General features: G+C 67.2%; 21 protein-coding genes and 1 pseudogene. 9 read left to right on the forward strand and 13 right to left on the reverse strand.

Going from position 1 to position 26,468, the window contains the following annotated elements; all coding sequences use genetic code 11:
* Positions 1–78 precede the first annotated feature (78 nt).
* Together V3B41_RS04655 and V3B41_RS04660 are read right to left on the reverse strand one after the other, a co-directional pair.
* Positions 79–1,044, reverse strand: a complete 966-nt coding sequence (locus V3B41_RS04655; protein WP_197620082.1) for a sodium:calcium antiporter — start codon at positions 1,042–1,044, stop codon at positions 79–81.
* Positions 1,045–1,117: 73 nt separating this feature from the next.
* Positions 1,118–1,750 carry a hypothetical protein gene (locus tag V3B41_RS04660; protein WP_197620083.1) on the reverse strand — a complete coding sequence of 211 codons (633 nt, stop codon included), beginning with the start codon at positions 1,748–1,750 and terminating at the stop codon, positions 1,118–1,120.
* Positions 1,751–1,875: 125 nt separating this feature from the next.
* Between V3B41_RS04660 and V3B41_RS04665 the strand changes: the two genes are divergently transcribed.
* The gene (locus V3B41_RS04665; protein WP_197650526.1) at positions 1,876–2,421 is read left to right on the forward strand and encodes a hypothetical protein; all 546 of its coding nucleotides are present in this window, start codon (positions 1,876–1,878) and stop codon (positions 2,419–2,421) included.
* Positions 2,422–2,546: 125 nt separating this feature from the next.
* Here the strand turns inward: V3B41_RS04665 and hmgA are convergent, their stop codons facing one another.
* The gene (gene hmgA, locus V3B41_RS04670; protein WP_049428067.1) at positions 2,547–3,854 is read right to left on the reverse strand and encodes a homogentisate 1,2-dioxygenase; all 1,308 of its coding nucleotides are present in this window, start codon (positions 3,852–3,854) and stop codon (positions 2,547–2,549) included.
* A gap of 102 nt (positions 3,855–3,956) precedes the next feature.
* The gene (hppD, locus tag V3B41_RS04675; RefSeq protein WP_180849114.1) at positions 3,957–5,069 is read right to left on the reverse strand and encodes a 4-hydroxyphenylpyruvate dioxygenase; all 1,113 of its coding nucleotides are present in this window, start codon (positions 5,067–5,069) and stop codon (positions 3,957–3,959) included.
* A 129-nt stretch (positions 5,070–5,198) separates the two neighbouring features.
* On the opposite strand from hppD, the gene V3B41_RS04680 reads away from it, so the two are divergent.
* On the forward strand, positions 5,199–5,693 hold the full coding sequence (locus V3B41_RS04680) for a MarR family winged helix-turn-helix transcriptional regulator (protein ID WP_010482680.1): 495 nt from the start codon (positions 5,199–5,201) through the stop codon (positions 5,691–5,693).
* A gap of 119 nt (positions 5,694–5,812) precedes the next feature.
* Here the strand turns inward: V3B41_RS04680 and V3B41_RS04685 are convergent, their stop codons facing one another.
* The 4 genes from V3B41_RS04685 to V3B41_RS04700 form a co-directional block, all read right to left on the reverse strand.
* Positions 5,813–6,952 carry a hypothetical protein gene (locus V3B41_RS04685; RefSeq protein WP_329860246.1) on the reverse strand — a complete coding sequence of 380 codons (1,140 nt, stop codon included), beginning with the start codon at positions 6,950–6,952 and terminating at the stop codon, positions 5,813–5,815.
* Between the two features lie 180 nt (positions 6,953–7,132).
* Positions 7,133–7,732 (reverse strand): thioredoxin family protein, encoded by a 600-nt coding sequence (locus tag V3B41_RS04690; protein WP_049428064.1) that lies wholly within the window; start codon positions 7,730–7,732, stop codon positions 7,133–7,135.
* Positions 7,733–7,751: 19 nt separating this feature from the next.
* Positions 7,752–9,251 carry an oligopeptide:H+ symporter gene (locus tag V3B41_RS04695; RefSeq protein WP_049428063.1) on the reverse strand — a complete coding sequence of 500 codons (1,500 nt, stop codon included), beginning with the start codon at positions 9,249–9,251 and terminating at the stop codon, positions 7,752–7,754.
* 181 nt (positions 9,252–9,432) lie between these two features.
* On the reverse strand, positions 9,433–10,308 hold the full coding sequence (locus tag V3B41_RS04700; protein ID WP_049428061.1) for a tryptophan 2,3-dioxygenase family protein: 876 nt from the start codon (positions 10,306–10,308) through the stop codon (positions 9,433–9,435).
* 335 nt (positions 10,309–10,643) lie between these two features.
* Here V3B41_RS04700 and pdhA point away from each other — a divergent pair, with 335 nt between their 5' ends.
* The 4 genes from pdhA to V3B41_RS04720 are packed head-to-tail and all read left to right on the forward strand — an operon-like array spanning position 10,644 to position 14,526.
* Positions 10,644–11,726, forward strand: coding sequence for a pyruvate dehydrogenase (acetyl-transferring) E1 component subunit alpha (gene pdhA / locus V3B41_RS04705; RefSeq protein WP_049428059.1), 1,083 nt, complete (start codon positions 10,644–10,646; stop codon positions 11,724–11,726).
* Complete coding sequence (locus V3B41_RS04710; RefSeq protein WP_019338598.1) at positions 11,719–12,786, forward strand: alpha-ketoacid dehydrogenase subunit beta; 1,068 nt, start codon at positions 11,719–11,721, stop codon at positions 12,784–12,786. Before pdhA ends, V3B41_RS04710 begins: the two co-directional genes overlap by 8 nt.
* Position 12,787: 1 nt before the next feature.
* Positions 12,788–13,141: an SH3 domain-containing protein gene (locus tag V3B41_RS04715; RefSeq protein ID WP_008265756.1), complete on the forward strand. Its 354-nt coding sequence runs from the start codon at positions 12,788–12,790 to the stop codon at positions 13,139–13,141.
* Positions 13,138–14,526: a dihydrolipoamide acetyltransferase family protein gene (locus V3B41_RS04720; RefSeq protein WP_049428057.1), complete on the forward strand. Its 1,389-nt coding sequence runs from the start codon at positions 13,138–13,140 to the stop codon at positions 14,524–14,526. The genes V3B41_RS04715 and V3B41_RS04720 overlap by 4 nt, the downstream gene beginning before the upstream one ends.
* A 121-nt stretch (positions 14,527–14,647) precedes the next feature.
* Here the strand turns inward: V3B41_RS04720 and V3B41_RS04725 are convergent, their stop codons facing one another.
* The 3 genes from V3B41_RS04725 to V3B41_RS04735 all read right to left on the reverse strand — a co-directional run bounded on the left by V3B41_RS04725 (position 14,648) and on the right by V3B41_RS04735 (position 16,594).
* A complete protein-coding gene (locus tag V3B41_RS04725) occupies positions 14,648–15,034 on the reverse strand; it encodes a VOC family protein (RefSeq protein ID WP_049428055.1) in 387 nt (128 codons plus the stop codon).
* 217 nt (positions 15,035–15,251) lie between these two features.
* Positions 15,252–15,959 (reverse strand): YafY family protein, encoded by a 708-nt coding sequence (locus tag V3B41_RS04730; RefSeq protein ID WP_049428053.1) that lies wholly within the window; start codon positions 15,957–15,959, stop codon positions 15,252–15,254.
* A complete protein-coding gene (locus V3B41_RS04735) occupies positions 15,959–16,594 on the reverse strand; it encodes an NAD-dependent dehydratase (RefSeq protein ID WP_180849116.1) in 636 nt (211 codons plus the stop codon). Before V3B41_RS04735 ends, V3B41_RS04730 begins: the two co-directional genes overlap by 1 nt.
* Before the next feature lie 105 nt (positions 16,595–16,699).
* Between V3B41_RS04735 and V3B41_RS04740 the strand changes: the two genes are divergently transcribed.
* A complete protein-coding gene (locus tag V3B41_RS04740; protein ID WP_197620088.1) occupies positions 16,700–18,238 on the forward strand; it encodes a GGDEF domain-containing protein in 1,539 nt (512 codons plus the stop codon).
* 95 nt (positions 18,239–18,333) lie between these two features.
* Here V3B41_RS04740 and V3B41_RS04745 read toward each other — a convergent pair whose 3' ends face one another.
* A complete protein-coding gene (locus V3B41_RS04745; RefSeq protein ID WP_049428046.1) occupies positions 18,334–19,260 on the reverse strand; it encodes a DUF808 domain-containing protein in 927 nt (308 codons plus the stop codon).
* A 201-nt stretch (positions 19,261–19,461) separates the two neighbouring features.
* On the opposite strand from V3B41_RS04745, the pseudogene V3B41_RS04750 reads away from it, so the two are divergent.
* Positions 19,462–21,117, forward strand: a pseudogene (locus V3B41_RS04750) (AarF/UbiB family protein); the annotation flags it as partial.
* A 244-nt stretch (positions 21,118–21,361) separates the two neighbouring features.
* On the forward strand, positions 21,362–23,467 hold the full coding sequence (locus tag V3B41_RS04755) for a phosphoglycerol transferase I (RefSeq protein WP_197632774.1): 2,106 nt from the start codon (positions 21,362–21,364) through the stop codon (positions 23,465–23,467).
* Positions 23,468–24,000: 533 nt separating this feature from the next.
* Here V3B41_RS04755 and V3B41_RS04760 read toward each other — a convergent pair.
* Positions 24,001–26,430, reverse strand: coding sequence for a DUF3772 domain-containing protein (locus V3B41_RS04760; RefSeq protein WP_197633356.1), 2,430 nt, complete (start codon positions 26,428–26,430; stop codon positions 24,001–24,003).
* Positions 26,431–26,468 lie beyond the last annotated feature (38 nt).

The following is a 26,468-nucleotide window of genomic DNA, read 5'->3' on the forward strand; positions in this document are numbered from 1 at the left end:
TGGCACCCACCGGATGATCGGTGGTAGGTGCCGACCTTGGTCGGCACGGCACCAACCGCATCCACGCATGGCGTGGATCTACATGGCCGGGGCGCCCACCAGCAGCAGCTCCAGCACGAACCAGCCGACGAAGGCGACCAGCAGGATTGCGCCTTCGCCGCGGCTGACCTTCAGGTCACCGCGCAGCATCGGGTACAGCACCAGCGCGAACGCAAGCAACGCGGGCAGTTCCAGGCGTACGAACGAGGCCGGCAGTGCGAGCGGCTGCAGCACCGCCATCGCGCCGATCACCAGCAGCAGGTTGACAGCGCTGGAACCCAGTACGTGGCCCAGCACCATGTCGCCATGCCCGCGGCGCGCGGCGGCGATGGCGGTGGCCACTTCCGGCAGCGCGGTGCCGATCGCCACCGGCAGCAGGCCGACCAGCAGCGGCGTCCAGCCCAGCGCAGCACCGAAGTCGGCGGCAGCCCCCACCACCAGGCGCGCACCCCAGTACAGCGCCAGCGCCGCGATCAACACCCTCAACACGTTCAACGGCAGGCTGGTGCGGCTCAGCGCGGACTCGGCGATGACCGCCTGCACCTCGGCGTTCTCGCTGCGACCACGGCGCAGCAGCACGACCTGCATGACGATGAAGCCGGCCACCAGCACGCCACCTTCCCAACGCGCCAGGCGGCCATCCAGGCCGAACAGGATCAGCAGCATGCCGGCCGCCAGCAGCGACCACCACAGCACCGTCTGCAGGCGTGCGCGCAGCAGCAGCGGCGCGGCAAGCGCCGCCATGGCCAGGGTCAGGCCGAGGTTGGCGATGCTGCTGCCCACCGCATTGCCCAGCGCCAGTTCCGGCTGGCCCACCGCCAGTGCCCGCGCGTTGACCGCCAGTTCCGGCAACGAGGTGGCTACCCCGAGCAGCAGCAGGCCCGCAGTGAAGGGCGTGGCCCCGAAGCGTTGGGCCAGGCCGGACACGGCCTTGACGATGGAGTCCCCGCCCAGCGCCAGCAGCAGCAGGCCAAGCAGGAACCAGGCAATGGCAATGGCGATCATCGAGCACTCCCCCAGCGGTCGTGGCGCGATTCTACGCTGGGCCCGCGCGCAGGGCTGGGCCGTGGATCAAGGATCAGCCGCAGCCTTCCGCATAATCGACCTGGGGGGTCTTCCCGACCCGCCAGGTACCCACCCGGCCATCGGCACCGAGCGCGAAGTCGATCACCGCCCCGCCCTCCTGCGCCGGGCGAACGCGCAGGTGCTGGGCCTTCTCGTCGTACTTGTCAGGGCCGACATCGGCCCGCTCCGGGTACAGCACCTGCAGCTCACCCAGGGTCATGCCGACCTTGCCGCCGCCTGGTGCGGTGATGGCGGCGCTGCGCACGTCGTAGCGCACCAGCTTGCGGCCTTCGATCATCAGGCGCGGGTCCTCGGCATCCTGCGGACGCAGGAAGTAGCAGCCGTCGTTGCTGTCGTCGGCCGGCAATGGCTTGCCGGCAGCGTCGGTACCCAGCCCTTGCAGCGGCGTGTCGAAGCCACTGCGGACCTCGGCGATGCCGGCGCCCAGCTTCACGCCGGCGTAGCCATCCAGCCGCGCAGGGCTGTCGGTGCGGGGATCGGCCGGCGACCGGGTCGCCAGATCGGCATCGGCTGTGGCAGCAGCCGGCGTAGCGCCCTTGGCCGGAGCATCAGCAGGTGTCTCAGGCGTGCGGTTGCAAGCGGCAAGTGACAGCAACAACAGACCGGCAATCGGAAGGTGCTTCATCGGTGCGGTTCCCTGGCACGAAGGTAGCTGCACGCTAGCGCAGCACACGTGCAGATGCTGCATTGTCATCGCGGTTTCATCGCCTTCGTTCAGGCTTGGCGAGCACCGACCTGGCCGTCCCTTCCATGCAACCGCGCAAGACCGATCTCGCCCGAACCGCGCTGCAGGCCCACCGCGCGCCGCTGGACATGCGCCAGCGCCGGCTGCTGATCCTGTGCGACGGTCAGCGCGGCATCGCCGAACTGACCAGCCTGCTCGGCCCGGAGGCGCCGGCGATGGTCATCCAGCTGGTGCAGGCGGGTTATCTAAGCACCGGGCTGGCCACGACGACGCCCACGCCCTCCTCCAGAGCGGTCATCCCCCCCGAACCGGTTGCTGCAGCACCGGCACCCGCTGCAGCGCCTTCCATACCGGTCGAACGTCGCCGTTCGCTGGTGGCGGCGCGCATCTACGTGCTGGGCATCCTGGAGATGCAGCGGCATCCGCAGGCAGCGGCGCTGTTCCGCGACCTGCAGCAGGCGCGTGCGGAGGATGAGGTGCTGCAGCGGCTGCAGTCGGCGATGCAGCTGCTGCCCGCGCTGACTTCGGATGGCTATTGCCAGCGCGTGCGCCAACGCCTGCTGGAGGCGTTGCCGCTGGAGCATTGCGGCGCCTTCGCCGAGGTGGCGTAAGCGCAGGTTCCTGCCCATCCGGGCCGACCAGCGGTCGACCCCGACCGAAGGCCGCGTTCGGTAGATCCACGCCACGCGTGGATGCGGCCAGGATCCGTGCCAACCAACGGTCGGCACCTACCCACCTAGCGGGACGACCGGAAATTGTTGCGCAGGCCGTTCCAGCACTGCTGGTAATCGCCCTGGCGATGGCCGGCGGCCAGCGCCTGCGCGGTCGGGCGGATCACCCCGCGGGTCTCGAACATGAAGGCCATCGTGTCCTTGATCACATCGGCCTTGGACAGGTCGGCATTGGACGCCTTGTCGAAGGTCGGTGCATCCGGACCGTGGCCGCTCATGCAGTTGTGCAGCGACGCGCCGCCCGGCACGAAGCCTTCGGCTTTGGCGTCGTAGGCACCGTGCACCAAGCCCATGAACTCGCTGGCGATGTTGCGGTGGAACCACGGCGGGCGGAACGTGTTCTGCGCCACCAGCCAGCGCGGCGGGAAGATCGCGAAGTCCATGTTGCTGGTGCCCGGCGTGTCGCTGGGCGAATGCAGCACCAGGAAGATCGACGGGTCCGGGTGGTCGTAGCTGATCGAGCCGATGGTGTTGAAGCGACGCAGGTCGTAGCGGTACGGCGCGTAATTGCCGTGCCAGGCCACCACGTCCAGCGGCGAATGGTCGATCGGCGCACGCCACAGGCGGCCTTCGAACTTGGCGATCAGTTCGAAATCGCCATCCACATCCTCGAACGCCGCATGCGGGGTCTCGAAGTCGCGCGGATTGGCCAGGCCGTTGGAGCCGATCGGGCCCAGGTCGGGCAGCTTCAGCAGCGCGCCGTAGTTCTCGCAGATGTAGCCACGGCCAGGGCCATCGGGCAGCTCCACGCGGAAGCGCACGCCACGCGGAATCACCGCGATCTGCTGCGGTTCGATCTCGATCACGCCCAGCTCGGTCAGCAGGCGCAGCGCGCCCAGCTGCGGCACGATCAGCAGCTCGCCATCGGCGTTGTAAAAGTAGCGGCCGACCATGTCGCGGTTGGCGGCGTAGAGGTGGATGCCAACACCCGCGTGTGCATCGGGCGAGCCGTTGCCGCCCATCGTGTACAGGCCCTCGACGAAGTCGGTCGGCAGTTCCGGCAGCGGCAGCGGGCTCCAGCGCAGCTGGTTCGGCGAGGCCGGCTGTGCGCCGAAATCACACTGCAGCTGCGACTGCGCGAACGGGGTGAACTCGCCATGAGTCACCGCCGGGCGGATCCGGTACAGCCAGCTGCGGCGGTTGCTGCCGCGCGGCGCGGTGAAGGCGGTGCCGGTCAGCTGTTCGGCGTACAGGCCGTGGGCCACCTTCTGCGGTGAGTTCTGCCCGACCGGCAGCGCGCCGGCAACGGCCTCGGTGGCGAATTCGTTGCCGAAGCCGGACTGGTAGCCGCGGGCGGTGATGGCGCTGGACATGGGGGCTCCTGGATACGGCAAAACCGGAACGGAAAGCAGCCGAGCATGGCTCGGCTCTACAGATGGACAGGCGCCGGGACTGGCCCGGCGCTGCTGATGACCTTACAGCACGCCGCGGCGGATCTGGTCGCGCTCGATGCTCTCGAACAGCGCGGTGAAGTTGCCTTCGCCGAAGCCTTCATTGCCCTTGCGCTGGATGATCTCGAAGAAGATCGGGCCGATGCAGTTCTGGGTGAAGATCTGCAGCAGCTTGCGCTGGTGGGTTTCCGGATCGGCATCGATCAGGATCTTGTTCTTCGCCAGGCGCGGCACGTCTTCACCGTGGTTCGGCACGCGCTGGTCGATCACGTCGAAGTAGGTCTCCGGCGTGTCGAGGAAATCCACGCCCTGCGCGCGCATGGCTTCGACGGTCTCGTAGATGTTGTCGGTGAAGCAGGCGATGTGCTGGATGCCCTCGCCCTTGTACGCATCCAGGTACTCGTTGATCTGGCTCTTCGGGTCCGACGATTCGTTCAGCGGGATGCGCACGATGCCGTCCGGCGCGGTCATCGCCTTGGACACCAGGCCGGTCTTCAGGCCCTTGATGTCGAAGTAGCGGATCTCGCGGAAGTTGAACAGGCGCTCGTAGTAATCCGACCACTGCTGCATGTTGCCGAAGTACAGGTTGTGGGTCAGGTGGTCGATGAAGGTCAGGCCGAAGCCCACCGGGTGCAGGTCGGCACCGGCGATCGGCTCGTAGTCGCCGTCGTAGATGCTGCCGGCCGCACCGTAGCGGTCGACCAGGTACAGCATGCAATCGCCGATGCCCTTGATGACCGGGGCGCTGACCGCCTTGCTGTCCGGCTTGAAGGCGATGGCTTCGGCGCCGTTGCCCAGCGCGGTCTGGTAGACCTCCTGGCCCGGCTTCTTGAAGCGGATGGCGAAGCCGCAGGCGCATGGACCGTGCTTCTCGGCGAAGTCGGCGGCGAACGAATCGGGGTCTTCATTGACCAGGAAGTTGACGTCGCCCTGGCGATAGACGGTAATCGGACGCTGCTTGTGCTTGAGCACCGCGCTGAAGCCCATCTTCCGGAAGTAGTCGTGCAGCTCCTGGCCACGGCCGGCCGGGGCGGCGAATTCGACGAACTCGAAACCGTCGATGCCCATCGGGTTCTCGAAGGTGGTGACCTGCATGCCGGGGTTGGGGTGCGAGGCGGTCGGGACTGCGGTATTCATGGCGTGGCTCCGAATCGGTACCGCATCGGTACAAACCAGGTGCGGGCAGGTAGGGACCCGGCGAGAATGCAGGGTCTGGACCTACCCCTTATAGTTACACTTGAAACCACCAGCAAGGTGCACCGCAACATGAGCCCCGCCGATCCTGCCTCGACCCGCCTGCGTGCCTCGCACGTCCTGCTCGACCTGGAACAGTTCCTGCCGTACCGGCTGAGCGTGCTGTCCAACCGGGTCAGCGGCAACATCGCCAAGCTGTACGGTGATCGTTACGGTCTGGCGATCCCCGAATGGCGGGTCATCACCATCCTGGCGCTGTACCCCGGCTCCTCGGCCAGCGAGGTCTCCGACCGCACGGCGATGGACAAGGTGGCGGTCAGCCGCGCCGTGGCCCGCCTGCTGGAGCGCGGCTTCATCAAGCGCGAGACCCACGGCGACGATCGCCGCCGCTCGGTGCTGGCGCTGTCGGCGGCTGGCTTCGAGGTGTACGAGACCATCGCACCGATGGTGATCGAGATCACCCGCAAGCTGATGTCGGTGCTGAGCGAGGAGGAGGAGCAGCTGCTGGAGAAGCTGATCCTGCGCCTGGCTGGTGATGGCCTGGAGCGGATGGGCGAAGGGGTGTAACCACGCCGAGCGCGGCGATTGGTAGATCCGCGCCCTGCATGGATGGCGATACGCCGGTGCGGCTTGGGTGGGGTCAGAGCCCTTTCCTACGGAAAGGGATCCGACCCAGGGGCGCGGGGTCAGCTCAGATGCTTGCGCCGTGCGTGGATCCACGGCACGGCCAGCGCCGCGATGGCGCCACCGGCGAAGCCGAGCGAGGCGGCAACTGTGGCCGCTTCGACCGCCCCCGGCAACGCCAGCGCCGCAGCCACCAACAGCAGCGACGGCAGGCCAACGAAGGTGCCCAGGAAGAAGTGCCAGCGCGGCGACCAGGTGTTGAGCTGCAGCAGGCTGACCGGCTGCCAGGCTTCGGAGGCGGCGTCCTCGGCGATCTTCGCCACCGCCTTGGCCAGATCCACTTCGGGCAGCGCGCGCCCCAGGCGTGCGCTGGCCAGCAGTTCGGCCACGGGGTCCACCGGGGGGAAGCTGGGCGGCCACGCCACCGGTGCCGGCACGCCGTAGGCGGTCAGCAGCGGCACGCTCAGCCAGGGTGCCACCAGCGGGCGCATGCGGCGGCGGCCATGCACGCACCAGATCTGTTGCTGGCCATGCGCGGTAACGCTGTACAGCGCCAGCTCGTTGGCAGGCGGATAGCCCAGCATGGTCACCCGCGCTGCCAGGCTGTCCTGGCCCATCGCACGCAGAAAGCCCGGGCGGCTGCGCCCTTCCTGCATCCACGCCAGGCCCAGTGCCCCCACCAGGTAGGCTTCTGCCACGTCCTTGCTGCCAGCGGTGGCGCGCTCATCACTGGCCAGGTACCAGGCCAGCGATTTCGGTTCGGACACATCGTCCAGGCCCCAACGGCTGTCGTCCCCCAACACATGGCGCACCGGCAGGCGCGCGGGCGCGGTCTCACCACGCTCGCCCGGTTGCAGGAACGGCAGCACGCCCTGGATGAAGGTGGACAGCTCGATCGCACGCACGCCGTGGCCCTGCCATTCCGGCGGCAGCAGCCCGGCCAGCTGGCCGTCGGCGGCCAGCGCGTCCAGTCGCGATTTCTGATCGACCAGCTTCTGCACTGCGCCCTTCAGCACCACGTTGTCGGGCAACGCGATCTGCGGCAGGCGGTGGCGTGGCGGCGCCAGTTCAACGGTGTCCGCGCCGGTGCCGGCGTCATCCAGCAGCGCTTCCTGCGGCGGCAGCGTCACGCCCTCGCCTGCTCCGGCCTCGGCCAGCTCACTGGCGGGTTCGGGCAATCGTTCGGCATGGTCGCTGTGCATGGGCGTTCCGGTAAGGGGCATCGACGGGATGTCGACTGAAGTCCTTGCCGGTAGCGGCGAGCGCGTAGCGAAATTGAGATGCTGATTCCGGGAATGTGACCGCACCCACAGTAGATCCACGCCATGCGTGGATGCGACCCGGTATCAGTGCCGAACAACCCTGCCGGCCAGCGGCCGGCACTACCGGTCAGGCGCCCATTGCTTCAGGAAGGCGCTCACCCGCGCAGGCTGGAATGCCTCGCCCCGGCGCAGCTCACCGGTGGCCTGCGAGACCAGCAGGCTTCCATCGGCATCGAGCACCAGCAGGCGTGGATAGTCGCGCTCCATCTCGGGGAACTGGGCGAAGAAGGCGGTGTTGGGCTGCTCGTCACTGGCGTTGACCTTTACCCACACGTAGTGGGCATCGCGGAAGCGGCGCAGGTCGCCGTTGCCTTCCACGATCTCATCCAGCGCATGGCAGCGGTCGCAGGCGGCATTGCCGACCTCCAGCAGGATGCGCTTCTTGCCGCGCTGGGCTTCCACCTTGGCGGTGGCCAGGTCATCGGCGGGGTCGCGGGCCGGGTCGAACTGCGCGCCGAGCCCGGCGATGGCGGCGATGTCCGCCGCCACCGGGGTGTTGCCCGAGGCCACCGGTTCGCTGGGGTCAGCGACCGGTGGCTCGGTGGGTCGGGTATCCAGGGGCTGCGTGGGCTCGGCGGCGGCAGGCGGTTGCGGTTGGGAACAGGCGCCGATCAGCGCCGCACAGACCACCACCACTGCTCCACCGAGCTTCATGCGCATGCCTTCTACCCTCTCATCGTTACTTGACGCCGTGCATCAGCTTGTTGATCAGCGGGGCGATCAGGAACAGCACCACGCCGGAGCCGATCAGGGCCCAGAACCCGAAGGTATACCCCTTCAGGGCCGACTCGACCGTCATGCCGCCTTCACCACTGACCACGCCGGCGAAGATGCCCGACAGGTTGTTGCCGATGCCGGTGGACAGGAACCAGCCGCCCATGCCGAAGCCGACCAGGCGTACCGGGGCCAGCTTGGTCACCATCGACAGGCCGATCGGCGACAGGCACAGCTCACCGACCGACTGGATGACGTAGACCATGAACAGGGTCCAGAACGGGATCTTGCCGTCCACGACCATCTGCGACAGGGCGAACATCAGCAGCGCGAAGGCGGCGCCGTTGAACAGCAGGCCCAGGCCGAACTTGCGCGGGATGGACGGATTGGCGCGGCCCATGGCCACCCAGATCCAGGCGATGATCGGCGCCAGGGTGATGATGGCCACCGAGTTGACCGACTGGAACCACGCGGTCGGGAAGGTCCAGTCACCGAACTGGCGGTTGACGATGTTCTCGGCCAGGAAGGTGAAGGAGCTGCCGGCTTGTTCGAAGAACATCCAGAACATCACGTTGAAGGCGAAGATGATCAGCATGGCGATCACGCGGTCGCGCTGCACCTTGCCCTCGCGGATGCCCTCCACGAGCAGCACCACGGCCAGCGCGGTGAACATCGCGCCCAGGATCCAGGCCAGCGCGGTAGCGCCGGTGGCCAGCAGGAAGTAGGCGATCGGAATGGCGACCACGGCACCGATCAGCACCATGATGATACGGCCGAAACCTTCAGCGCCGGCCGGCGGTGCACCGATGCCCTTCAGGCCGGCACGGCCGATGTAGAACCACACCAGCGAGATCAGCATGCCCACGCCCGAGGCGATGAACACGACCTTGTACGACGGCATTTCCGAGGTACCGAAGACCTTGCGGGCCAGGTACTCGGTCAGCACCGGGGCGATCATCGCGCCGATGTTGATGCCCATGTAGAAGATGGTGAAGCCCGAATCGCGGCGCTCGTCCTTCAGGCCGTACAGCTTGCCGACCATGGTCGAGATGTTCGGCTTGAACATGCCGTTGCCGACGATGATCGTGGCCAGGCCGAGCTTGAAGATGTGCTCCTGCGGCAGCGAGATCATGAACAGGCCGGCGGCCATGATGACCGCGCCGGTCAGGATCGAACGCTGGTAGCCCAGCACCCGGTCGGCCACGTAGCCACCGAAGATCGCCGCGGCGTACACCAGCGCCAGGTAGGCACCGTAGATGCGGCTGGCGTCGCCTTCACCGGCGGCGTTGCCGTTGTAGAACTGGGCGACGATGTACAGCACCAAGGCCCAGCGGATGCCGTAGAACGCAAAGCGCTCCCAGAACTCGGTCATGAACAGCATCCACAGTGGGCGCGGATGGCCCAGCGTGGTCTTGAAGTCCGGCAGGGCCGGCTCTGGGGTGTTCGCAGTGGCGTTTACGCTCATGCGGGTTTCCTGGTTCGGTGGATGACGAGCACGTCCGCTGTGCAGTTGGAGCAACGCGCGAGGATCACCGACTTCTGGCGTTCACGTCAAATACACGCCGTTTGAGGCAGGTGCCGGCCTGCTCGCTGAACTTGCATCTGAAACGATCCAGCCAATGGCCGCGGTCCAAGCTGAATACGGATCAGCCCTGCGCTGACGGGGGCCCGGCCTGCAGGCTGGTGCGCACCTGGAACAGCTCAGGGAAGAAGGTCAGTTCCAGCGCCTTGGCCAGGAAGCCCACCCCGGACGAGCCGCCGGTGCCGCGCTTGAAGCCGATCACCCGCATCACCGTGCGCATGTGGCGGAAGCGCCAGAGCTGGAAGGCGGTCTCCAGGTCCACCAGGTCCTCGCACAGCGAATACTCGCGCCAGTAGCGGTCGGTGTCCTGGTAGATGCGCTCGAAGACCGGCTGCAGTGCGTCGTCGGCCACGTGCGGCTGGGTCCAGTCGTGGTTTTCATACACAGCCGGTACGGCGTGGCCGAAGCGGGCCAGGTACTTCAGGAACTCCTCGTACAGGCTGGGCGCTTCCAGCACGGTGCGCAGCTGCGCCTGGCCCGCGGCGTCGTGCTCGAACACCTGCAGCATCTGCGCGTTCTTGTTGCCCAGCAGGAACTCGATGTAGCGGTACTGCAGCGACTGGAAACCCGACGAAGGGCCCAGCACGTCGCGGAAGCCCATGTACTCGGACGGGGTCAGCGTTTCCAGCACCGACCATTGCTCGGTGAGCTGGCGCAGCACCTGCTTGCTGCGCGCCAGCACCTTGCGGCACTGCCAGACTTCATCGCGCTGCAGGAAGCCGATTGCGGCACGCAGCTCGTGGCCCAGCAGCTTCAGCCACAGCTCCGAGGTCTGGTGCTGGATGATGAAGAGCATCTCGTCGTGGTGCGGCGGGTTGGACAGCGGCTGCTGCGCGCTGAGCAGCTGGTCCAGCCGCAGGTAGCCGCCGTAGGTCAGGCGCCCCTGCAGGTCGGTGTGGATGCCGGCTTCGAGATCGCGTTGGTTGTTGTCGACGGACATGGGTGCGGCCAGATCGGGGGCGGCAAGGGTAGCGCGTTGCCGCCGCGCTGGCAGCCGCCGGGTCCATACCGGGGCGTGCGGTTGGCCGTGGAGCATCGGCCGATGCCGGGCCTGCGCGTGGAACCCCACATGCCGTTGTACTGGCGGTCAGCCAGAGGCGTATTCTGATGCTTTGCAGCAACGACTGAATACGTTGTTGTTATTGGCCCCCCACCCGCCGGCAGGGGTAAAACGGGGAATCGCCGTGTTGCGGCGCAGGAAGGCTATTCCGTACGCGTTCCTTAACATGGCGATTCATATCATTTGTAACTTCTCTGTCGAAGGTGCAGTACGCAATGACGGTTGCCGCTGAATTCAAGATCGAATACCTGCAGTACCTGGACGCGGACGGCAAGCTCGTCCGCGATGACCTGCCCGCGTCGCTGCGCGACCCCAAGGTCCTGGTACCGCTGTTCAAGCAGATGCTGTACGTACGCACGTTCGACAGCAAATCCATCGCGCTGCAGCGCACCGGCAAGCTCGGCACCTATGCCGCCTGCCTGGGCCATGAAGCCGCGCACGTGGGCATCGGCGCTGCGATGCAGAAGGACGATGTGTTTGCACCGTCCTACCGCGAGTACGGCGCGATGTTCATGCGTGGCGTGCGTCCGCACGACGTGCTGATGTACTGGGGCGGCGACGAGCGCGGCAACGACTACGGCGGCAATGCGGCCAAGGACTTCCCGTTCTGCGTGCCGATCTCCACCCAGTGCCTGCATGCTGCAGGCGCCGCGCTGAAGTTCAAGCTCAACAAGGAACCGCAGATCGCCGTGGCGGTGTGCGGCGACGGCGGCAGCTCCAAGACCGACTTCTACGCAGCACTGAATTCGGCAGGCGCCTACAAGCTGCCGCTGATCCTGTGCATCGTCAACAACGGCTGGGCCATCTCGGTTCCGCGTTCGGCCCAGACCGGTGCCGAGACGCTGGCGCAGAAGGGGCTGGCCGGCGGCCTGCATTGCCTGCAGGTGGACGGCAACGACCTGATCGCGGTGCTGGCCGCCATGGAGCAGGCGCGCGAACGTGCGCTGGCCGGCGACGGGGGCACCGTGCTGGAACTGATGACCTACCGCCTGTCCGACCACACCACCGCCGATGACGCGCGCCGCTACCGCGACGACGCCGAAGTGAAGGATGCCTGGCAGCGCGAGCCGATGCTGCGCCTGCGCAAGTACCTGACCGCCGCCGGCGTGTGGAGCGAAGAAGAAGAAACCGCCTGGATCGCCGAGTGCGGCACGCGCGTGGACGAGGAAGTGAACCTGTACCTCAACACCCCGGTGCAGCCGGTCGAGGCGATGTTCGACTTCCTGTATGCCGATCCGCCGCCGGACCTGCTGGCCCAGCGTGCCCAGGCGATCGCCCTGGAGAAGCGCCATGGATGAGATCAAGAACGGCGCGCCCGGCGCGCACACCAACGCCGCCGACAGCGCTGCTGTCGCGCGCGGAGAAGAGAGCATGACCACCACGCCGATCACCCTCATCGAAGCCATCACCCAGGCGCTGGCCTGGGAGCTGGAGCACGACCCGTCGGTGCTGGTGCTGGGCGAGGACGTGGGCGTCAACGGCGGCGTGTTCCGCGCCACCGCCGGCCTGCAGCAGCGCTTCGGCTCCGAGCGCATCCTCGATACCCCGCTGGATGAAACCACCATCGCCGGCCTGACCATTGGCCTGGCCGCGCAGGGCATGAAGCCGGTGGCCGAAGCCCAGTTCGATGGCTTCATGTACCCGATGGTCGACCATATCGTCTGCCACGCCGCACGCCTGCGTTACCGCACCCGTGGCCGCCTGCACTGCCCGATGGTGCTGCGCGTGCCGTGGGGCGGCGGCATCCGCGCGCCGGAACACCACAGCGAAGCCAACGAGGCGATCTTCACCAACGTGCCGGGCCTGCGCGTGGTGCTGCCGTCCTCGCCGCAGCGTGCGTACGGCCTGCTGCTGGCCGCGATCCGCGAGCCGGATCCGGTGATCTACATGGAGCCCAAGCGCATCTATCGCCAGTACAAGGAGGTGGTCGTCAACGACGGCGAGGCCTTGCCGCTGGACGTCTGCTTCGTGCTGCGCGACGGTACCGACGTGACCCTGGTGACCTGGGGCGCGCAGGTGAAGGAAGCGCTGGAAGCGGCCGACAAGCTGGCCGGCGAAGGCATCAGTGCCGAAGTCATCGACGTGGCCACGCTGCGTCCGCTGGACTTCGCCACCATCGCCGAATCGGTGGCCAAGACCGGCCGCTGCGTGATCGTGCAGGAGGCCCCGAAGACCGCGGGCTTCGGCGCCGAGATCGCCGCGCGCCTGGCCGAGGAATCGATCTACGACCTGCTGGCCCCGGTCGAACGCGTTACTGGCTACGACACCCACATTCCGCTGTTCCGCCTGGAAATGAAGTACCTGCCGAGCGTTGAGCGGATCGTGGCTGCAGCCAAGCGCGCGGTGGCGGCCGGCTGACATGCGGGCCCGCCTTCTGGGGGCTTACCGCAGCCAGTATCCCAACCCGCTCCGGTTCCACACCGGCCAGATCGTCGAAGTAGGTGTCCGTGACGAGGAATGGCCGGCGTTTGCCTGGGTACGCACCAACGATGGGCGCGCTGGATGGGCGCCCGTCGCCTGGTTGCAGCTGCTGGACGAGGGTCGCGCCGAAGCACTGTGCGACTACGACGCCCGCGAGCTGGATGTGGAAAGCGGCGAGATGGTGAAGCTTCATCACGAACACGGTGGGTGGTGGTGGTCCGAGCGCGCCAATGGCGCGACGGGCTGGCTGCCGGCCCGCGAACTGGAACTGCTGGAAGAGAACTGCAAATGAGCCAGACCAAGAACTTCAACCTGCCCGACCTGGGCGAAGGCCTGCCGGACGCGACCATCGTCGAGTGGTTCGTCAAGGAAGGCGATGTGATCAAGCTGGACGAGCCGCTGGTCTCGATGGAGACCGCCAAGGCCGTGGTGGAAGTGCCCTCGCCGTTCTCCGGCAAGGTGCTGAAGCTGTCCGGCGGTGCCGGCGACATCATCCCGACCGGCTCGGTGCTGGCCAGCTTCGAACTGGACCCGAACCTGCCGCAACGCGCCGATGGCCAGGACACCGGCCACAGCCATGGCCATGCCGCACCGGCCGCTGCACCGACGCCGCCGCCGCTTCCCGCTGCCGCCGCACCGGTGGCCGCAGAAGAAGCCAAGCCCGCCGCAGCCGAGCGTGATGACGCCGGTACCGTGGTCGGCGCGATGCAGAGCTCCAATGCCGTGCATGCCGAACAGGCGCTGGCCGTCGGTGGCGTCAAGGCCGTGCCGGCGGTGCGTGCGATGGCGCGCAAGCTGGGCGTGGACCTGAGCCGCGTGCCAGCCACCGGCACCGATGGCGCCGTGACCATGGCCGACGTCAAGCAGGCCGCCGCCAATGGCACCGCCAAGCTCGGCGCCGCCCCGGCACCGGTCGCCGCCGCCGCGTATGCCGCACCGGCCCCGGCGCAGGTGTCTGCCCCGGTGCAGAGCGAAGCCCGCACCCCGCTGTCTGCCGCTGGCAAGCCGATGCGCACCCAGCCGCCGGGCGTGGTCGCCAAGGGCCAGCCGGAACCGCTGAAGGGCGTGCGCCGCAACATGGCGCGCGTCATGGCCGACGCGCACAGCAAGGTCGTGCCGACCACGCTGAACGACGACGCCGACATCCACGCCTGGCTGCCGGGCAACGACGTCACCGCGCGCCTGGTGCGTTCGATCGTGGTCGCCGCGCAGAAGGTGCCGGCGATGAACGCCTGGTTCGACGGTGAAGCGCTGACCCGCACCCTGCACGCGCAGGTGGACATCGGCATCGCCGTGGACACCGACGACGGCCTGTTCGTGCCGGCCCTGCGCAATGCCGACATGCTCGACGCACGCGGCATCCGTGAAGGCGTCAATCGCCTGCGCGAGCAGGTCGAATCGCGTTCGATCGCCGCCTCGGAACTGAGCGGCTACACCATCTCGCTGTCCAACTTCGGCATGTTCGCCGGCCGCTACGCGACCCCTGTCGTGGTACCGCCGTGCGTGGCCATCGTCGGTGCCGGCCGTGCCCGCCACCAGATGACTCCGGTGATGGGCGGCGTGGAAGCGCACAAGGTCATCCCGCTGTCGGTCACCTTCGACCATCGCGCGGCAACCGGCGGCGAAGCTGCACGCTTCCTGCGCGCGATGATGGACGACCTGGCGCTGGCCAGCTGATCCAGCTGATCGGTGGGTGCCAACCTTGGTTGGCACATGAGTTGGAGAAACGCCGGGCACTGCCCGGCGTTTTTTTTGTGCCCGCATCCATGCATGGCGTGGATCTACCAAATGCCTGCGATCAATCGCGAGCGACCATGCCCTCGGCGCGGCTGTAGACACGCAGGCGGTGCCCGTCAGGATCGGCACCGACGAAGGTGTAGCCAAACTCCAGCGTCACCGGCGCCTGCAGGATCTGCACGCCGAGTGCGTGCCACGCATCGTGCATCTGCTGCACGGCGTCGGGGTTGGCGACGACCATCGCCAGTTCGGCGGCACCGGCCTGCGTGGACACCGGCGGTTGCACGTCGTCGCGCTGCCACAGGCCCAGGGCAGCGCCATCGCCGAGCAGGAACAGGGCAAAGCCGGGCGACTGCTCGACCGGCGGTTTGCCGAGAATGCCGCTGTAGAAAGTGGCGCTGGCGGCGACGTCGCGCACGTACTGCAGCAGGGTGCTGGGCTTGAACATGGGGAAGCTCTGTTGTTGGGAGCGATCATGGTGGTATGGGCCTGCTGACAGATTCTGTCAGCAGATTCGACTGTCGGTGGATTCGTCTGTCGGTAGAGTCGACTGTCAGTCGACTGCTCTTCCTTCAGCGTGCTTGAAACCCCGCGCTGCGCGCGATAGTCGACTAACAGTCGACTCTACCCCGCCGCCCGCTCCCCGCTTCCCGCTGTTGCTGTGGTTATGAGCGATCCAGCCAGTCCGGTGCGATGCCCTGCGCTTTCTGCCAGCGTCGCAGCAGGGTGGCGCGTGGCACCAGGTAGTGATCCTCCAGCACGCGCACCTGACGGATGCGGTCGAGCCTGAAATGCCGGAAGTCCTCGCGACCTTCGCACCATGCCGCCAGCATCGGCACTTCATCGAAGTAACCCAGCGCGAACGGCCAGACGGTGCGCTCGGTACGCTGGCCCTGCGCGTCCTCGTAGCCGAACTTCAGGCGCTGCTGCGAACCGACAGCCTCTCGCACGGCCTGCAGACGAGCCGCGGGAACCTTGGCCGCGGCGCGCGACGGGCCCACGCGCAGGCCACTGTCACGCAGCGCTTCGCGCCGTGCTGCAGGCAACACATGGGCGATACGCGCCAGGGCATCACGGGCAGCCTCGGCCAGCGCAGGCTCGGTGCGCGCGGCGACCCAGCGCAGGCCCAGCACCAGCGCGTCGATCTCGGCCGGTGGCAGGGTCATGGGAGGCAAGGTATCGCTCGGCGCCAGCAGGTAGCCGACGCCGGCCTCGCCACGCAGGTCAGCGCCCTGCTCGCGCAGGGTCTCGATATCGCGGTACAGCGTGCGCAGGCTGATCCCCAGCGCGTCGGCGAGGGCCTGCCCGGCCACCGGACGTCGATGACGGCGCAGCAGCTGCAGCAACTGGGTCAGGCGCAGCGCACGTGACATCAGCCGACCAGCGCGCTCGATGCCACCACGTGCTCGCCCGGCTGCGGGGCCAACGCGGCCTCGACCAGCACCTTGGCGATTTCGGTAGCCGGATTGATCCGCCACGCCCGCGGCAACACCGGCCCCAGCGCGCCCAGCACCGTCAGCGCGAAACGCTCACCACGGCGCACCTCGTTGCGCTCGCCCCCGATCAACCCTGGGCGGACCAGGGTCAACGAATTGAAGCCCAGCGCGCGCAGGTCGCGCTCCAGCTCGCCCTTCACCCGGCTGTAGAAGATCGACGACTGCGGATCGGCACCGGCTGCGGAATTCAGCACATAGGCCTGCGCACCCTGCGCCTGCGCCAGGCGGGCGAACGCCAGTGGGTAGTCATGGTCGATGCGATGGAAGGCCTCGCGGCTGCCGGCCTGGGCAATGGTGCTGCCCAGCGCGCAGATGACCGCGTCCACGCGCGCCCACCCCGGTGCGGCCGGCAGCGCGTCGAAGGCCAGCACCGGGTTTTCCAGCGTCGCGCGGGTCAACGCCAGCGGGCGGCGGGTGGGTGCCACCACGGCGCTGCAGCGCGGGTCGTCCAGCAGCCGGGACAGGGTCAGCCCGCCGACAAGGCCGGTCGCCCCCAGCAACATCACGCGCATCACCACCTCCACTGCGGCATCCTGTCGCCCATCGTAGCCGTTCAAGCCATCGGCAGCCGCGCCGATATGCTGGAACCTGCCCCTGCCAGCCCCAGGATTTGCTCCATGACGGACCAGCCCGACCACCGCCCTGCCCCCGGTACTGCCCTTGGGCCGCCGGCACGCGTGCGTGCGGTGGTGGACGATGGGCTGGGTGACCGCGTGGTGCTGCAGGGCGGCGGTGGCGTGGCCCTGCAGCAACTGTTCGCAGGCGCCGACGCGCCGGAACCGCTGCTGGCGGCGTTCGCCAACGGCATGGCCACCCTGCCCGGCGAGCTGGGCGACATGGGCGACCGCCTGCAGTCGGCGCAGGCCAGCGCCGACTGGCCACGCTACGGCCGCGCGATGCGGCAGCTGATCGACAAGTACATCCGCACCATCGAGCAGCATTCCCCGGACGGGCAGCCGGAAAGCCTGCGCCTGTCCGAGCAGCTGCGGCTGCTGCTGGGTGGGGCGGTGGTAGCCCTGCTGCAGCACGACCCGGACCTGCGTGAGCAGGCACAGGCACTGGCCATGCGCTTGCGCCAGTGGCAGCCGGGCACGGCACTGGAACCGATCGAACAGGGCGTGCGCGAGCTCGGCCACCAGGTCGGCGTGCGCGCCGAGAGCTGGCAGGAGCAGCAGGCACTGCTGCTGGAACTGTTCGCGCTGCTGCTGGAGAACGTGAGCGAGCTGCTGGACGACCGCAGCTGGCTGCAGGGCCAGATCGCCGCAGTACGCCAGCTGCTGGACGGGCCGTTGGAGGCCGAGGCCGTCGAGCGAACCCGCGCCGAGCTGCGCGAAGTGATCTACAAGCAGGGCCTGCTGCGCCAGGGCATCGATGATTCAAAGGCGGCCATGCGCGGGCTGATGGGCGAGTTCATCGAGCGCATGGATGGCATGGCCACCAGCACCGGTGAGTACCACGACCGCATCGGCAGTTACGCGCTGCAGCTGCGCGAGGCGCGCAGCATCGCCGACCTCAACCAGCTGCTGCAGGAGGTGATGCGCGACACCGGCAAGGTGCAGCAGCAGGCTGCACAGGCCCGAGATCACCTGGCCAATGCGCGGCAGGAAGTGGAACGTGCAGAGCAACGCATTGCCGAGCTTGAGCAGGAGCTGCGTGCCGCCGGTGACCTGGCACGCATCGATCCGTTGACCCAGGCACTGAACCGTCGCGGCCTGGACGAACTGCTGCAGCGCGAGCTGGCGCGCGCCGCGCGCAACAACTCACCACTGGGCGTGGCGGTGATCGACCTGGATGATTTCCACCAGACCAACGACGCGCACGGGCACGCGGGTGGCGATGCGCTGCTGCAGCACCTGGTGTCCGTGTGCAAGCTGCTGCTGCGCGCCACCGACGGCATCGCTCGGCTGGGCGGCGACGAATTCGTACTGGTGCTGCCGGAAACCCAGGGCGCCGACAGCATGGCCACCGTGCAGCGCCTGCAGCGTTCGCTGGCACATCGCGTGCTGACCGTGCAGGACCAGCGCGTGCCGGTGCATTTCAGCGCTGGGCTGGCGCAATGGCAGCCCGGCGACGATACCGAGACCCTGCTGCGCCGCGCTGATGACGCGCTGTATGCCGCCAAGCGGCAGGGCAAGAACCGGGTGCAGGCGGGTTGATGATCCAGCGTGCGGACTCTGTAGCGCCCGAGCCCATGCTCGGGCGGCGGCGCGCAGCGCCGTAGAGCAGCCGAGCGTGGGCTCGGCTCTACATATTACTTACCGCGCAGCTTCTGGAACCCGGTCACCGCCGCCAGCACGATGGCGCCGGCGATGATGCCGACCACCATGTTGGCCGCAGCACTGATCAGCCAGCCCCACTGCCCTTCGCCGCCCAATGCCTGCACCGTGTGGTGCAGTGCCGGCACGTTGTGCACGAGGATGCCGCCGCCCACAAGGAACATGGCGATGGTGCCGGCCACTGACAGGAACTTCATCAGCCACGGTGCCGAGGCCACCAGGCCGCGACCAAAGGCGGCCACAGCCCCGCCCTTGCGCGAGAGATACAGGCCGACGTCATCAAGCTTCACGATGCCCGCGACCAGCCCATAGACGAAGACCGTCATCGCCAGTGCAACCACGGCCAGCGTGACCACCTGGTTGGTGAACGGCGCGGTGGCGACCACGCCCAGGGTCAGCACGATGATCTCGGCCGAGAGGATGAAGTCGGTGCGGATCGCGCCCTTCACCTTGTCCTTCTCCCACGCGACCATGTCCACCTGGGTATCGGCCAGCGCCTTGCGCCGCTCGGCCTGGCGCTCGGCATCGTCGTCGGACGAATGCAGGAAGCGATGTGCCAGCTTCTCAACGCCCTCAAAGCACAGGAACGCGCCACCGATCATCATCAGTGGCACTATCAGCGGCACGTTCCAGCCGCGGCTGTGCAGCCAGGCCTCCAGCGCGCTGATCGCCAGAGCCGCCGGCACCAGGATCACCTTGTTGACCAGCGAGCCCTTGGCCACCGCCCACACCACCGGCAGTTCGCGGTTGGCGTTGACCCCGGTGACCTGCTGCGCGTTCAGCGCCAGATCGTCGCCGAGTACACCAGCGGTCTTCTTCGCCGCGACCTTGGTCAGGACCGAGACATCGTCGAGGAGGGTGGCGATATCGTCGAGCAGGGCGAACAGGCTGGCACCGGCCATGGGGCGTCCAAGAAAGGGAATGGGCGGATTCTGACCGATTCGGCGTTGACTGCGGAAGAGATCGGGTTCACCACGTGACGACCCCGGCCCGGCCAGACTGGAGCGTGATCCCGTTTCGCCGGGCATGGCCCGGCGCTACCGGCCGTCGTCTGAAAGGAGTTCCGCTTGAGCAACCCGCCCACCGCCTATGGCAATCCTCCGCTGGTCAAAGGCATGAACCGGCGCAGCCAGATCCTGCGCCTGCTGATGCGCTATCGCCATTCAGGCGTGTTCTCGGGCATGAACCTGGATGCCGCAGGCAATCCGGCCGACGTTCCCGCAGACGGCAACCCGGAACAGTTCGTCAGCGATCTGGAAGCGCTGGGGCCCACCTTCGTCAAGCTGGGCCAGATGTTGTCCACGCGCCCGGACATGGTGCCGGTGGAGTTCGCCACCGCACTGGAACGCATGCAGGAGAAAGTGGCCGAGATCCCGGTCGAACGCATCCACGCGATCGTCGAGCAGGAGCTGGGCGCACCGGTGAACAAGCTGTTTGCCTCGTTCGACCCTGAACCCCTTGGCTGCGCCTCGATCGCGCAGGTGCATCGCGCGGTGCTGCACGATGGACGCCAGGTGGCGGTGAAGGTGCAGAAGCCTGAAGTCGCTGCACAGCTGCGCTCGGACCTGGAGGCGTTGCGCAGCTTCGCGTTGGCCGCCGACCACCTGACCCAGGTCGGCCGCCGCGTGCGCCTGCGCGACTGGCTCAACGAGTTCGCCAAGACCCTGATGCAGGAGCTGGACTACCACGCCGAGGCCGAGAACCTGGCCCGCTTCGGCCGCCACCTCAAGCCGTTCCGCCGCCTGTGGATCCCGCAGCCGCTGTGGGATTACAGCAGCCAGCGCGTGCTGACCATGGAACTGGCCACCGGCGTGCGCGTGGATGCGATTCCCGATGTGCGCCGCACCGAACAGTCGATGGATCCACTGGCGGCGGCGCTGATCCGCGGCTACCTGGACCAGATCTTCGTGCATGGCGAGATCCATGCCGACCCGCATCCGGGCAACCTGCGGGTGATGCCCGATGGCCGGCTGGCGATCTTCGATCTGGGCATGGTCGCGCACATGCCGCCGCGCCTGCGCGAGCGCCTGTTGAAGATCCTGTTCGCCGCCGTCGATGGCCGTGGCGAGGAAGTGGCTGACGACCTGATCAGCATCAGCACGCGTCTGGAGGCGTTCGACGAGGAACGTTACCTGCGTGAGACCGGCCAGTTGATCGCGCGTTACGCCGCCAGCGGCACGTTCTCCGAAGGCCGCGTCGTGCTGGACATGGTGCGCATCGCCACCGCCTGCGGGCTGCGCACACCGCCGGAACTGAGCCTGCTGGGCAAGGCATTGCTCAACCTGGAAACCGTGTGCCGCTTGCTGGCACCCGAGCTGGAAACACGACGCATCGTCGAGCGTCAGCTGCAGCACGTGATGCGCGCGCGACTGAAGAAATCACTGTCCGCGGCCAACATCGCCAGCGAGGCGATGGAGCTGCAGCAGCTGCTGCGCGATGGACCGCGCAAGCTCTCGGACATCATGGCGCTGCTGGCCGAAAACCGCCTGCAGATGAAGGTGACCGGGCTGGAGGAATCGCGGCTGATGGAGAACCTGCAGAAGATCGCCAACCGCGTGGCGGCCGGCATCATCAGCGCGGCGCTGATCATGGCCGCGGCGATGATGATGAAAATCGACACCGGCTGGCACCTGTTAGGCTACCCGCTCATTGCGCTGATTCTGTTGTTCATCGGCGTAGTGCTCGGCCTTGGCATCGTGACCAGTGCACTGCTGTTCGATCGTCGCGCGCGGGCACGCGAAGAGCGCGGGCATCGCTAGCGCATCACAGAAAACACCCGTATTCATGCGGTTTTTAATGCAATCCAACGGCGTCTTTCACGCTCGTTTTACCTTCTGAGCGCGATCCCGCGCGCGTCATTGCAACAAACATTTCAGTCAGGTTCGTGCATGCACTATCGGGTCATCGGCCTGTCACATGCATGTGCTTGCGGCAGCGCCGGTCGGATGGACACGCGTCGGTACGACGTCCATCACCACCACCCCGTCACTGCCGAAGCTGCCTATGCTCTGGATACTGCTGCTGTCGTTGTTGCTGCTGTGCTGGTTGTTCCTCGCGTCCGACAAGTGGGTGTGGTGGAAGGCCAGTGCGTTCTCGCTGCTGCTGCTTGCGCTCAGCGCATGGTGGCTGATCGACAAGCTGTCCGGTGATGGGCTCAACGCCGCCACCCTGTACCACCTGGGCGCCGACATGGAAGGCGCCGGTGTCTCCGATTTCAAGGGCTATATCGCCGGCTTCATCGTGCTGGCGCTGGTCTCGCTGCTGCCGCTGTTCGCCACGCGGGTGAAGCGCTGGCGCCGGCCCGGCCATGGAGGCGCCTGGTTTGCCGGCTTCATCGCAGTGTGGGTGGGCACGATCATGTTCAGCCCGTTGGCCCGCGACGGCCAGCGCCTGTATCAGCAGCTGCGCCCGGTCGATTTCGCCCGCATCGCACCTGAGTACCAGGTGCCGACGCAGCCACTGCAGCGTCCGCGCAACATCGTCTGGATCTATGGCGAAAGCCTGGAACGTACCTACCTGGACGAGGCCGTGTTCCCCGGCCTGATGCCCAACCTCAACCGCCTGGCGTCCGAGTCGCTGGACGTGCGTGGCCTGGCCTCGGCCGAAGGCAGCGGCTGGACCATCGCCGGCCTGGTGTCGTCGATGTGCGGCGTACCGCTGACCACCTCGCAGGGCGATGAGAACAGCATGGACCGCATGGGCAGCTTCCTGCCCAAGGCGGTGTGCCTCGGCGACTACCTGAAGCAGCAGGGCTACACCAACCACTATCTTGGCGGTGCCAACGGCCAGTTCGCCGGCAAGGGCCAGTTCCTGGCCAGCCACGGTTTCGATGAAGTGCATGACCTGGCCTGGTTCAAGCAGCAGAAGAAGATCGGCCGCATCCATTACTCGGCCTGGGGCGTGCACGATGACGTGCTGCTGGACACCGCCTACCAGCGCTTCGAGCAGCTCTCGCGTGCCGGCTCGCCGTTCATGCTGACCACGCTGACCATGGATACCCATCACCCGGCCGGGCACCTGCCGGTGTCGTGCAAGGGCGAGCGCTACCAGAGCCAGTACGGCAACATCGGCCTGCTCAATGCACTCAAGTGCACCGACCGCCTGATCTCGCAGCTGGTCGAGCGCATCCAGGCCAGCCCGTATGGCAAGGACACGTTGATCGTGATCGCTTCCGATCATCTGGCGATGCCCAACGATCTCAGCCATGTGCTGGCCAAGCAGCAGCGCGAAAACCTGCTGCTGTTCCTCGGCGACGGCGTGACGCCTCGCCAGCTGGCGGTGGAAGACGGTTCAACGCTGGACTCCGGCGCCACCCTGCTCAGCCTGCTCGACCCGAACCTGCAGACCATGGGCTTTGGCCGCTCGCTGCTGGATGACAAGCGCGCGCCGAGCGCCAGCGTCGCCGCGCGCCGCGACGGTGGCCGCGACTACCCGCAGTATCTGGCGTTCGCCCGTTCGCTGTGGCTGGGTGAACCGACCCGTGAACTGAAGATCGACGGCGACGACCAGGTGGTGGTCGGCCTGCAGCATGTGCAGCCACCGGTTCTGCTGGAGTACGACAAGGACTGGGGTTTGAAGTCGGTATATCTGGAAAACACCTCACGCCAGTTCGATGATGCCGACCCGGACAATACCCTGGCCTATGTCGATCGCTGTACCGCGTTCGAGGACGGCTCGGCCGATGGCGACTGGTGCGCCCTGCTGGTCAACCGCGACAACGGCATCAAGCTCTACCGTGACAACGACCTGCGTGGCGGCATTGCCGTGGATGCACCGCTGGACGCCTTCCAGGGCCCGCGCCCGAGCGTGCGCCAGGCGCACATGATCACGCAGAAGGGCCGCCGCACCCGCGCCGGCCAGTACATGCTGCAGCTGGTGGCGAGCACGCGCCCGGATCGCGGTTTCTGGATCGAGGCGGTGTCGTCGCAGCGCAAGGTGGTGCTGGCCCAGCAGTGGGTGCAGCCCGATGCCAATGGCAAGATCAACGTATCGTTCGGGCTGGACCACGAAGTGGACGATCTGGAGATCCGCGCGTGGTTGAACCATGCCGAGAAGTTGGCGGTGGATACGTTCGCACTGGTGCCCTCGCGCAGCCGACCGCGGGGGTAGGGGTTTCTTTGCAGGGCTGCGCCCTGCCACCCGCCGAAGCAACAGCCGAAGCAAGAGCAACAGCAACGGCAACAGCGTGCATTCCGTGGTTGGGCGGGGCGATGCCGGAGTGCGGGGACGCCGCAAGTACGTCCCTGTAGGCTTGGCAGCCGCATCCATGCGGCTGACACCCCGCACTCCGACACCGCCCCACCTCTGACAGATTTCGTGTGCTGTTGGTGGGTGTCGACCTTGGTCGACACAATCTGTCAGATATCGAAAATCAAAATGGGGTCAGATCCGTTTTCCGGAGGAAAACGGATCTGACCCCAATAGTATTTCCGACAGATCGCGGAAAACTGTCGAAGGCGGGGTGGGTGCGGGGGGGGGGGGGGGCGCGGGGGGGATGGCGCGGCCCACCCCCCAAGGATGGGTTTACGGCGTCTCCCGCAACCGGACCCACCCCGCCATCCCACGGAATGCACGCTGTTGCCGTTGCTGTTGCTTCGGCCGTTGCTTCGGCGGGTGCAGGGCGCAGCCCTGCAAATAAACCCCTACTCCTGCGGATCGCGGGTGATGTGGATATCGGTCGGGGTCGACAGCGGGATGTTCCGCTCCGCCAGGATCTGCAGCAGGCTGAAGTACAGATCGCTGCGGGTGGCGTAGACCTGCCGCGGGCTGGCCACGTACGCGAAGCTGTTGATGGTGATCTGGCCACCGGCAATGCTGTCGATGTAGACCGTCGGCGCCGGCTGCTTCAGCACGTTGGTGTGCGCGGTGTACGCATCCAGCAGCGCCTGCCGCAGATTGCCGACATCGGTGCTGGGCGGTACCGCGAACTGGATCTGGATGCGGCCCTGGTTGTTGCCCATCGTCATGTTGCGCACGGTCTTGGTGACCAGCTCGGAGTTGGGCACGATCAGCGTCGACTTGTCGCCCACCTGGATCTCGGTCGATCGCAGGCTGATGCGGCGGATGTCGCCCTCCTGGTCACCCAGCTTCACCCAGTCGCCGATCTTCACCGGGCGCTCGGCCAGCAGGATCAGGCCGGAAACAAAGTTCTGGGTGATCACCTGCAGGCCGAAGCCGATACCCACCGACAGCGCGCTGACCAGCAATGCCAGCTTGCTCAGCTGCAAGCCCATCGCGCTCAGCGCCCAGATCACCGCGATGATGATGCCCACATAGCGGGCAACCGTACTCACCGAATTGCGTGCGCCCAGGTCCAGTTCGGTCTTGGGCAGGTAGGTGTCGGTCAGCCAGCGCTGCACCAGCTGGGTGACCGCCAGGCCGGCCAGCAGCACCAGCACGGCCAGCACGATGCGCACCGGCTCCAGCTTGGTTCCGCCGATATCGAACCCAGAAGTGAACAGCGACGAGAACCGCTCGACCACTGCGCCGATGTTGCCGAATGGCGCCACCAGCGCCAGCAGCGCGATCAGTACGACGATGGTGCGCAGTGCTGCCGACAGCAGCACGCCGGCCTGCTCCAGCCGCGATACGCTCAGGCCGGTGCTGAGCAGGATGGTCTGGCCAACCTTGCTGTCGGCGTTGAGCATCCAGGTGCTCAGGTCATCGACGAACTTGAACAGCAGCGTCGCCGCCAGCACCACGATGCTGCCGCCGATCAGCTGCTGGTTCACGAACTTGGCGAAATTCAGATAGCCCAGCAGCGTGGCGATGATCGCTGCCACCACCGCGATGTTGCCTGCCACGCGCGCCAGCACCAGCCAGCTGCTGCGGCGCACCGGTGTACTCGGGCCCTGCCCGTCCGCCTGCGCTTCCAGCTTGGCTTCGGCCTCGGCGGTCTGCCGGCGGTGCAGGCGCGCCAGCGTCACCAGCATGGCCATGATCAGGCCGAGGTAGGTCAGTGCAATCAGGCCATCCAGCGCCACCGTGGTGACGTCGCTGGTGCGCGTGGCCTGATCGAGGGCGACCAGCACCGCGCTCAGCCAGGCCAGCGCCGCCGCGCCCCAGGCGTACTTGCGCAATTTCAGTGCGGCGGTGTCGTCCAGATTCAACAATCGCCATGAGGGGCGCTTGGGCACCAGCAGGCAGGCGCTGAGCGCCGCGATGAACGCGGCGCGGAAGGTCGCGGTTTCCAACCCGTCGGCCACCACCTGCAGGCGCGGTGCGATCGCATCAACGGCGTCCAGCGCCGCCATCAGCACCACTACGGCATAGCCGGGCAGCAACGTGCCCACCAGCAGCAGCCACATGGCCAGGCCAGACCGGCGCAGGCGGCCATCAGGCGCGCGGTCAGACGCGGCGAACTGCCGCCCCAGGCGGCGCAGCCACAACCGCAGCGGGAACATCATCACCAGCGCGGCCACCAGGCCCAGCAGCGGCGTGCCCCAGCCATTGGCGCCGATGCCAGCGATCAGCGTGTCACGCCCCTGCTCGGCCAGCGGCGCAACGCGTGCGATATCGATCGGCAGGCGCTCGGCCACCTTGCTCCACAGCGCAGGCGACAGCGGCGAGGCCACCTTCTGCCCCAGCTCTTCGGTGCGCTGCGCGGCGCGTTGCTGGTCGATGTCGGTCGCCAGCTGCTGGGCACGCACCGCGCTGGTCTTGGCTTGGGCCACCGATGCGGCCAGTCCGTCGCGCTGCTTGTTGAGGATGCGCCGTTGCGCCGCCAGTTCGGGCGGCTCGGTGGCGCCCTCGGCAGGCGTGCCCAGCTGCGCCAGCTGTTCGTCGAGACGGTCCAGCTGCGGCTGCAGCGACTTCTCCAGCGCCTCGGCGTCACGCCGGGCCTTCGAAGCGTCCTCGGACAGCATGGCCAATGTTTCGATGGCCGCGGCATCACCACGCTTGCGGTCGACTTCCTTCAGCTTCGCATCGATATCCGCCAGCTGCTGCTTCGGCGTGGGGTCCTCATCCTGTGCCAGCACCGGTGCCGACAGCAGGAAGGCAGTGCACAGCAGCAGGACCAGCCAAGGCCCCCGTGCACGGATCGATTGCAGGAAAGAAGACACGCCAGCCACACCGTTTCGCGCGGACCACCGCGCCTGCGCGCGACTAT

The sequence above is a fragment of the Stenotrophomonas sp. SMYL89 genome, assembly GCF_036319985.1.
In the GTDB taxonomy this organism is placed as follows: Bacteria; Pseudomonadota; Gammaproteobacteria; order Xanthomonadales; family Xanthomonadaceae; genus Stenotrophomonas; species Stenotrophomonas maltophilia_Q.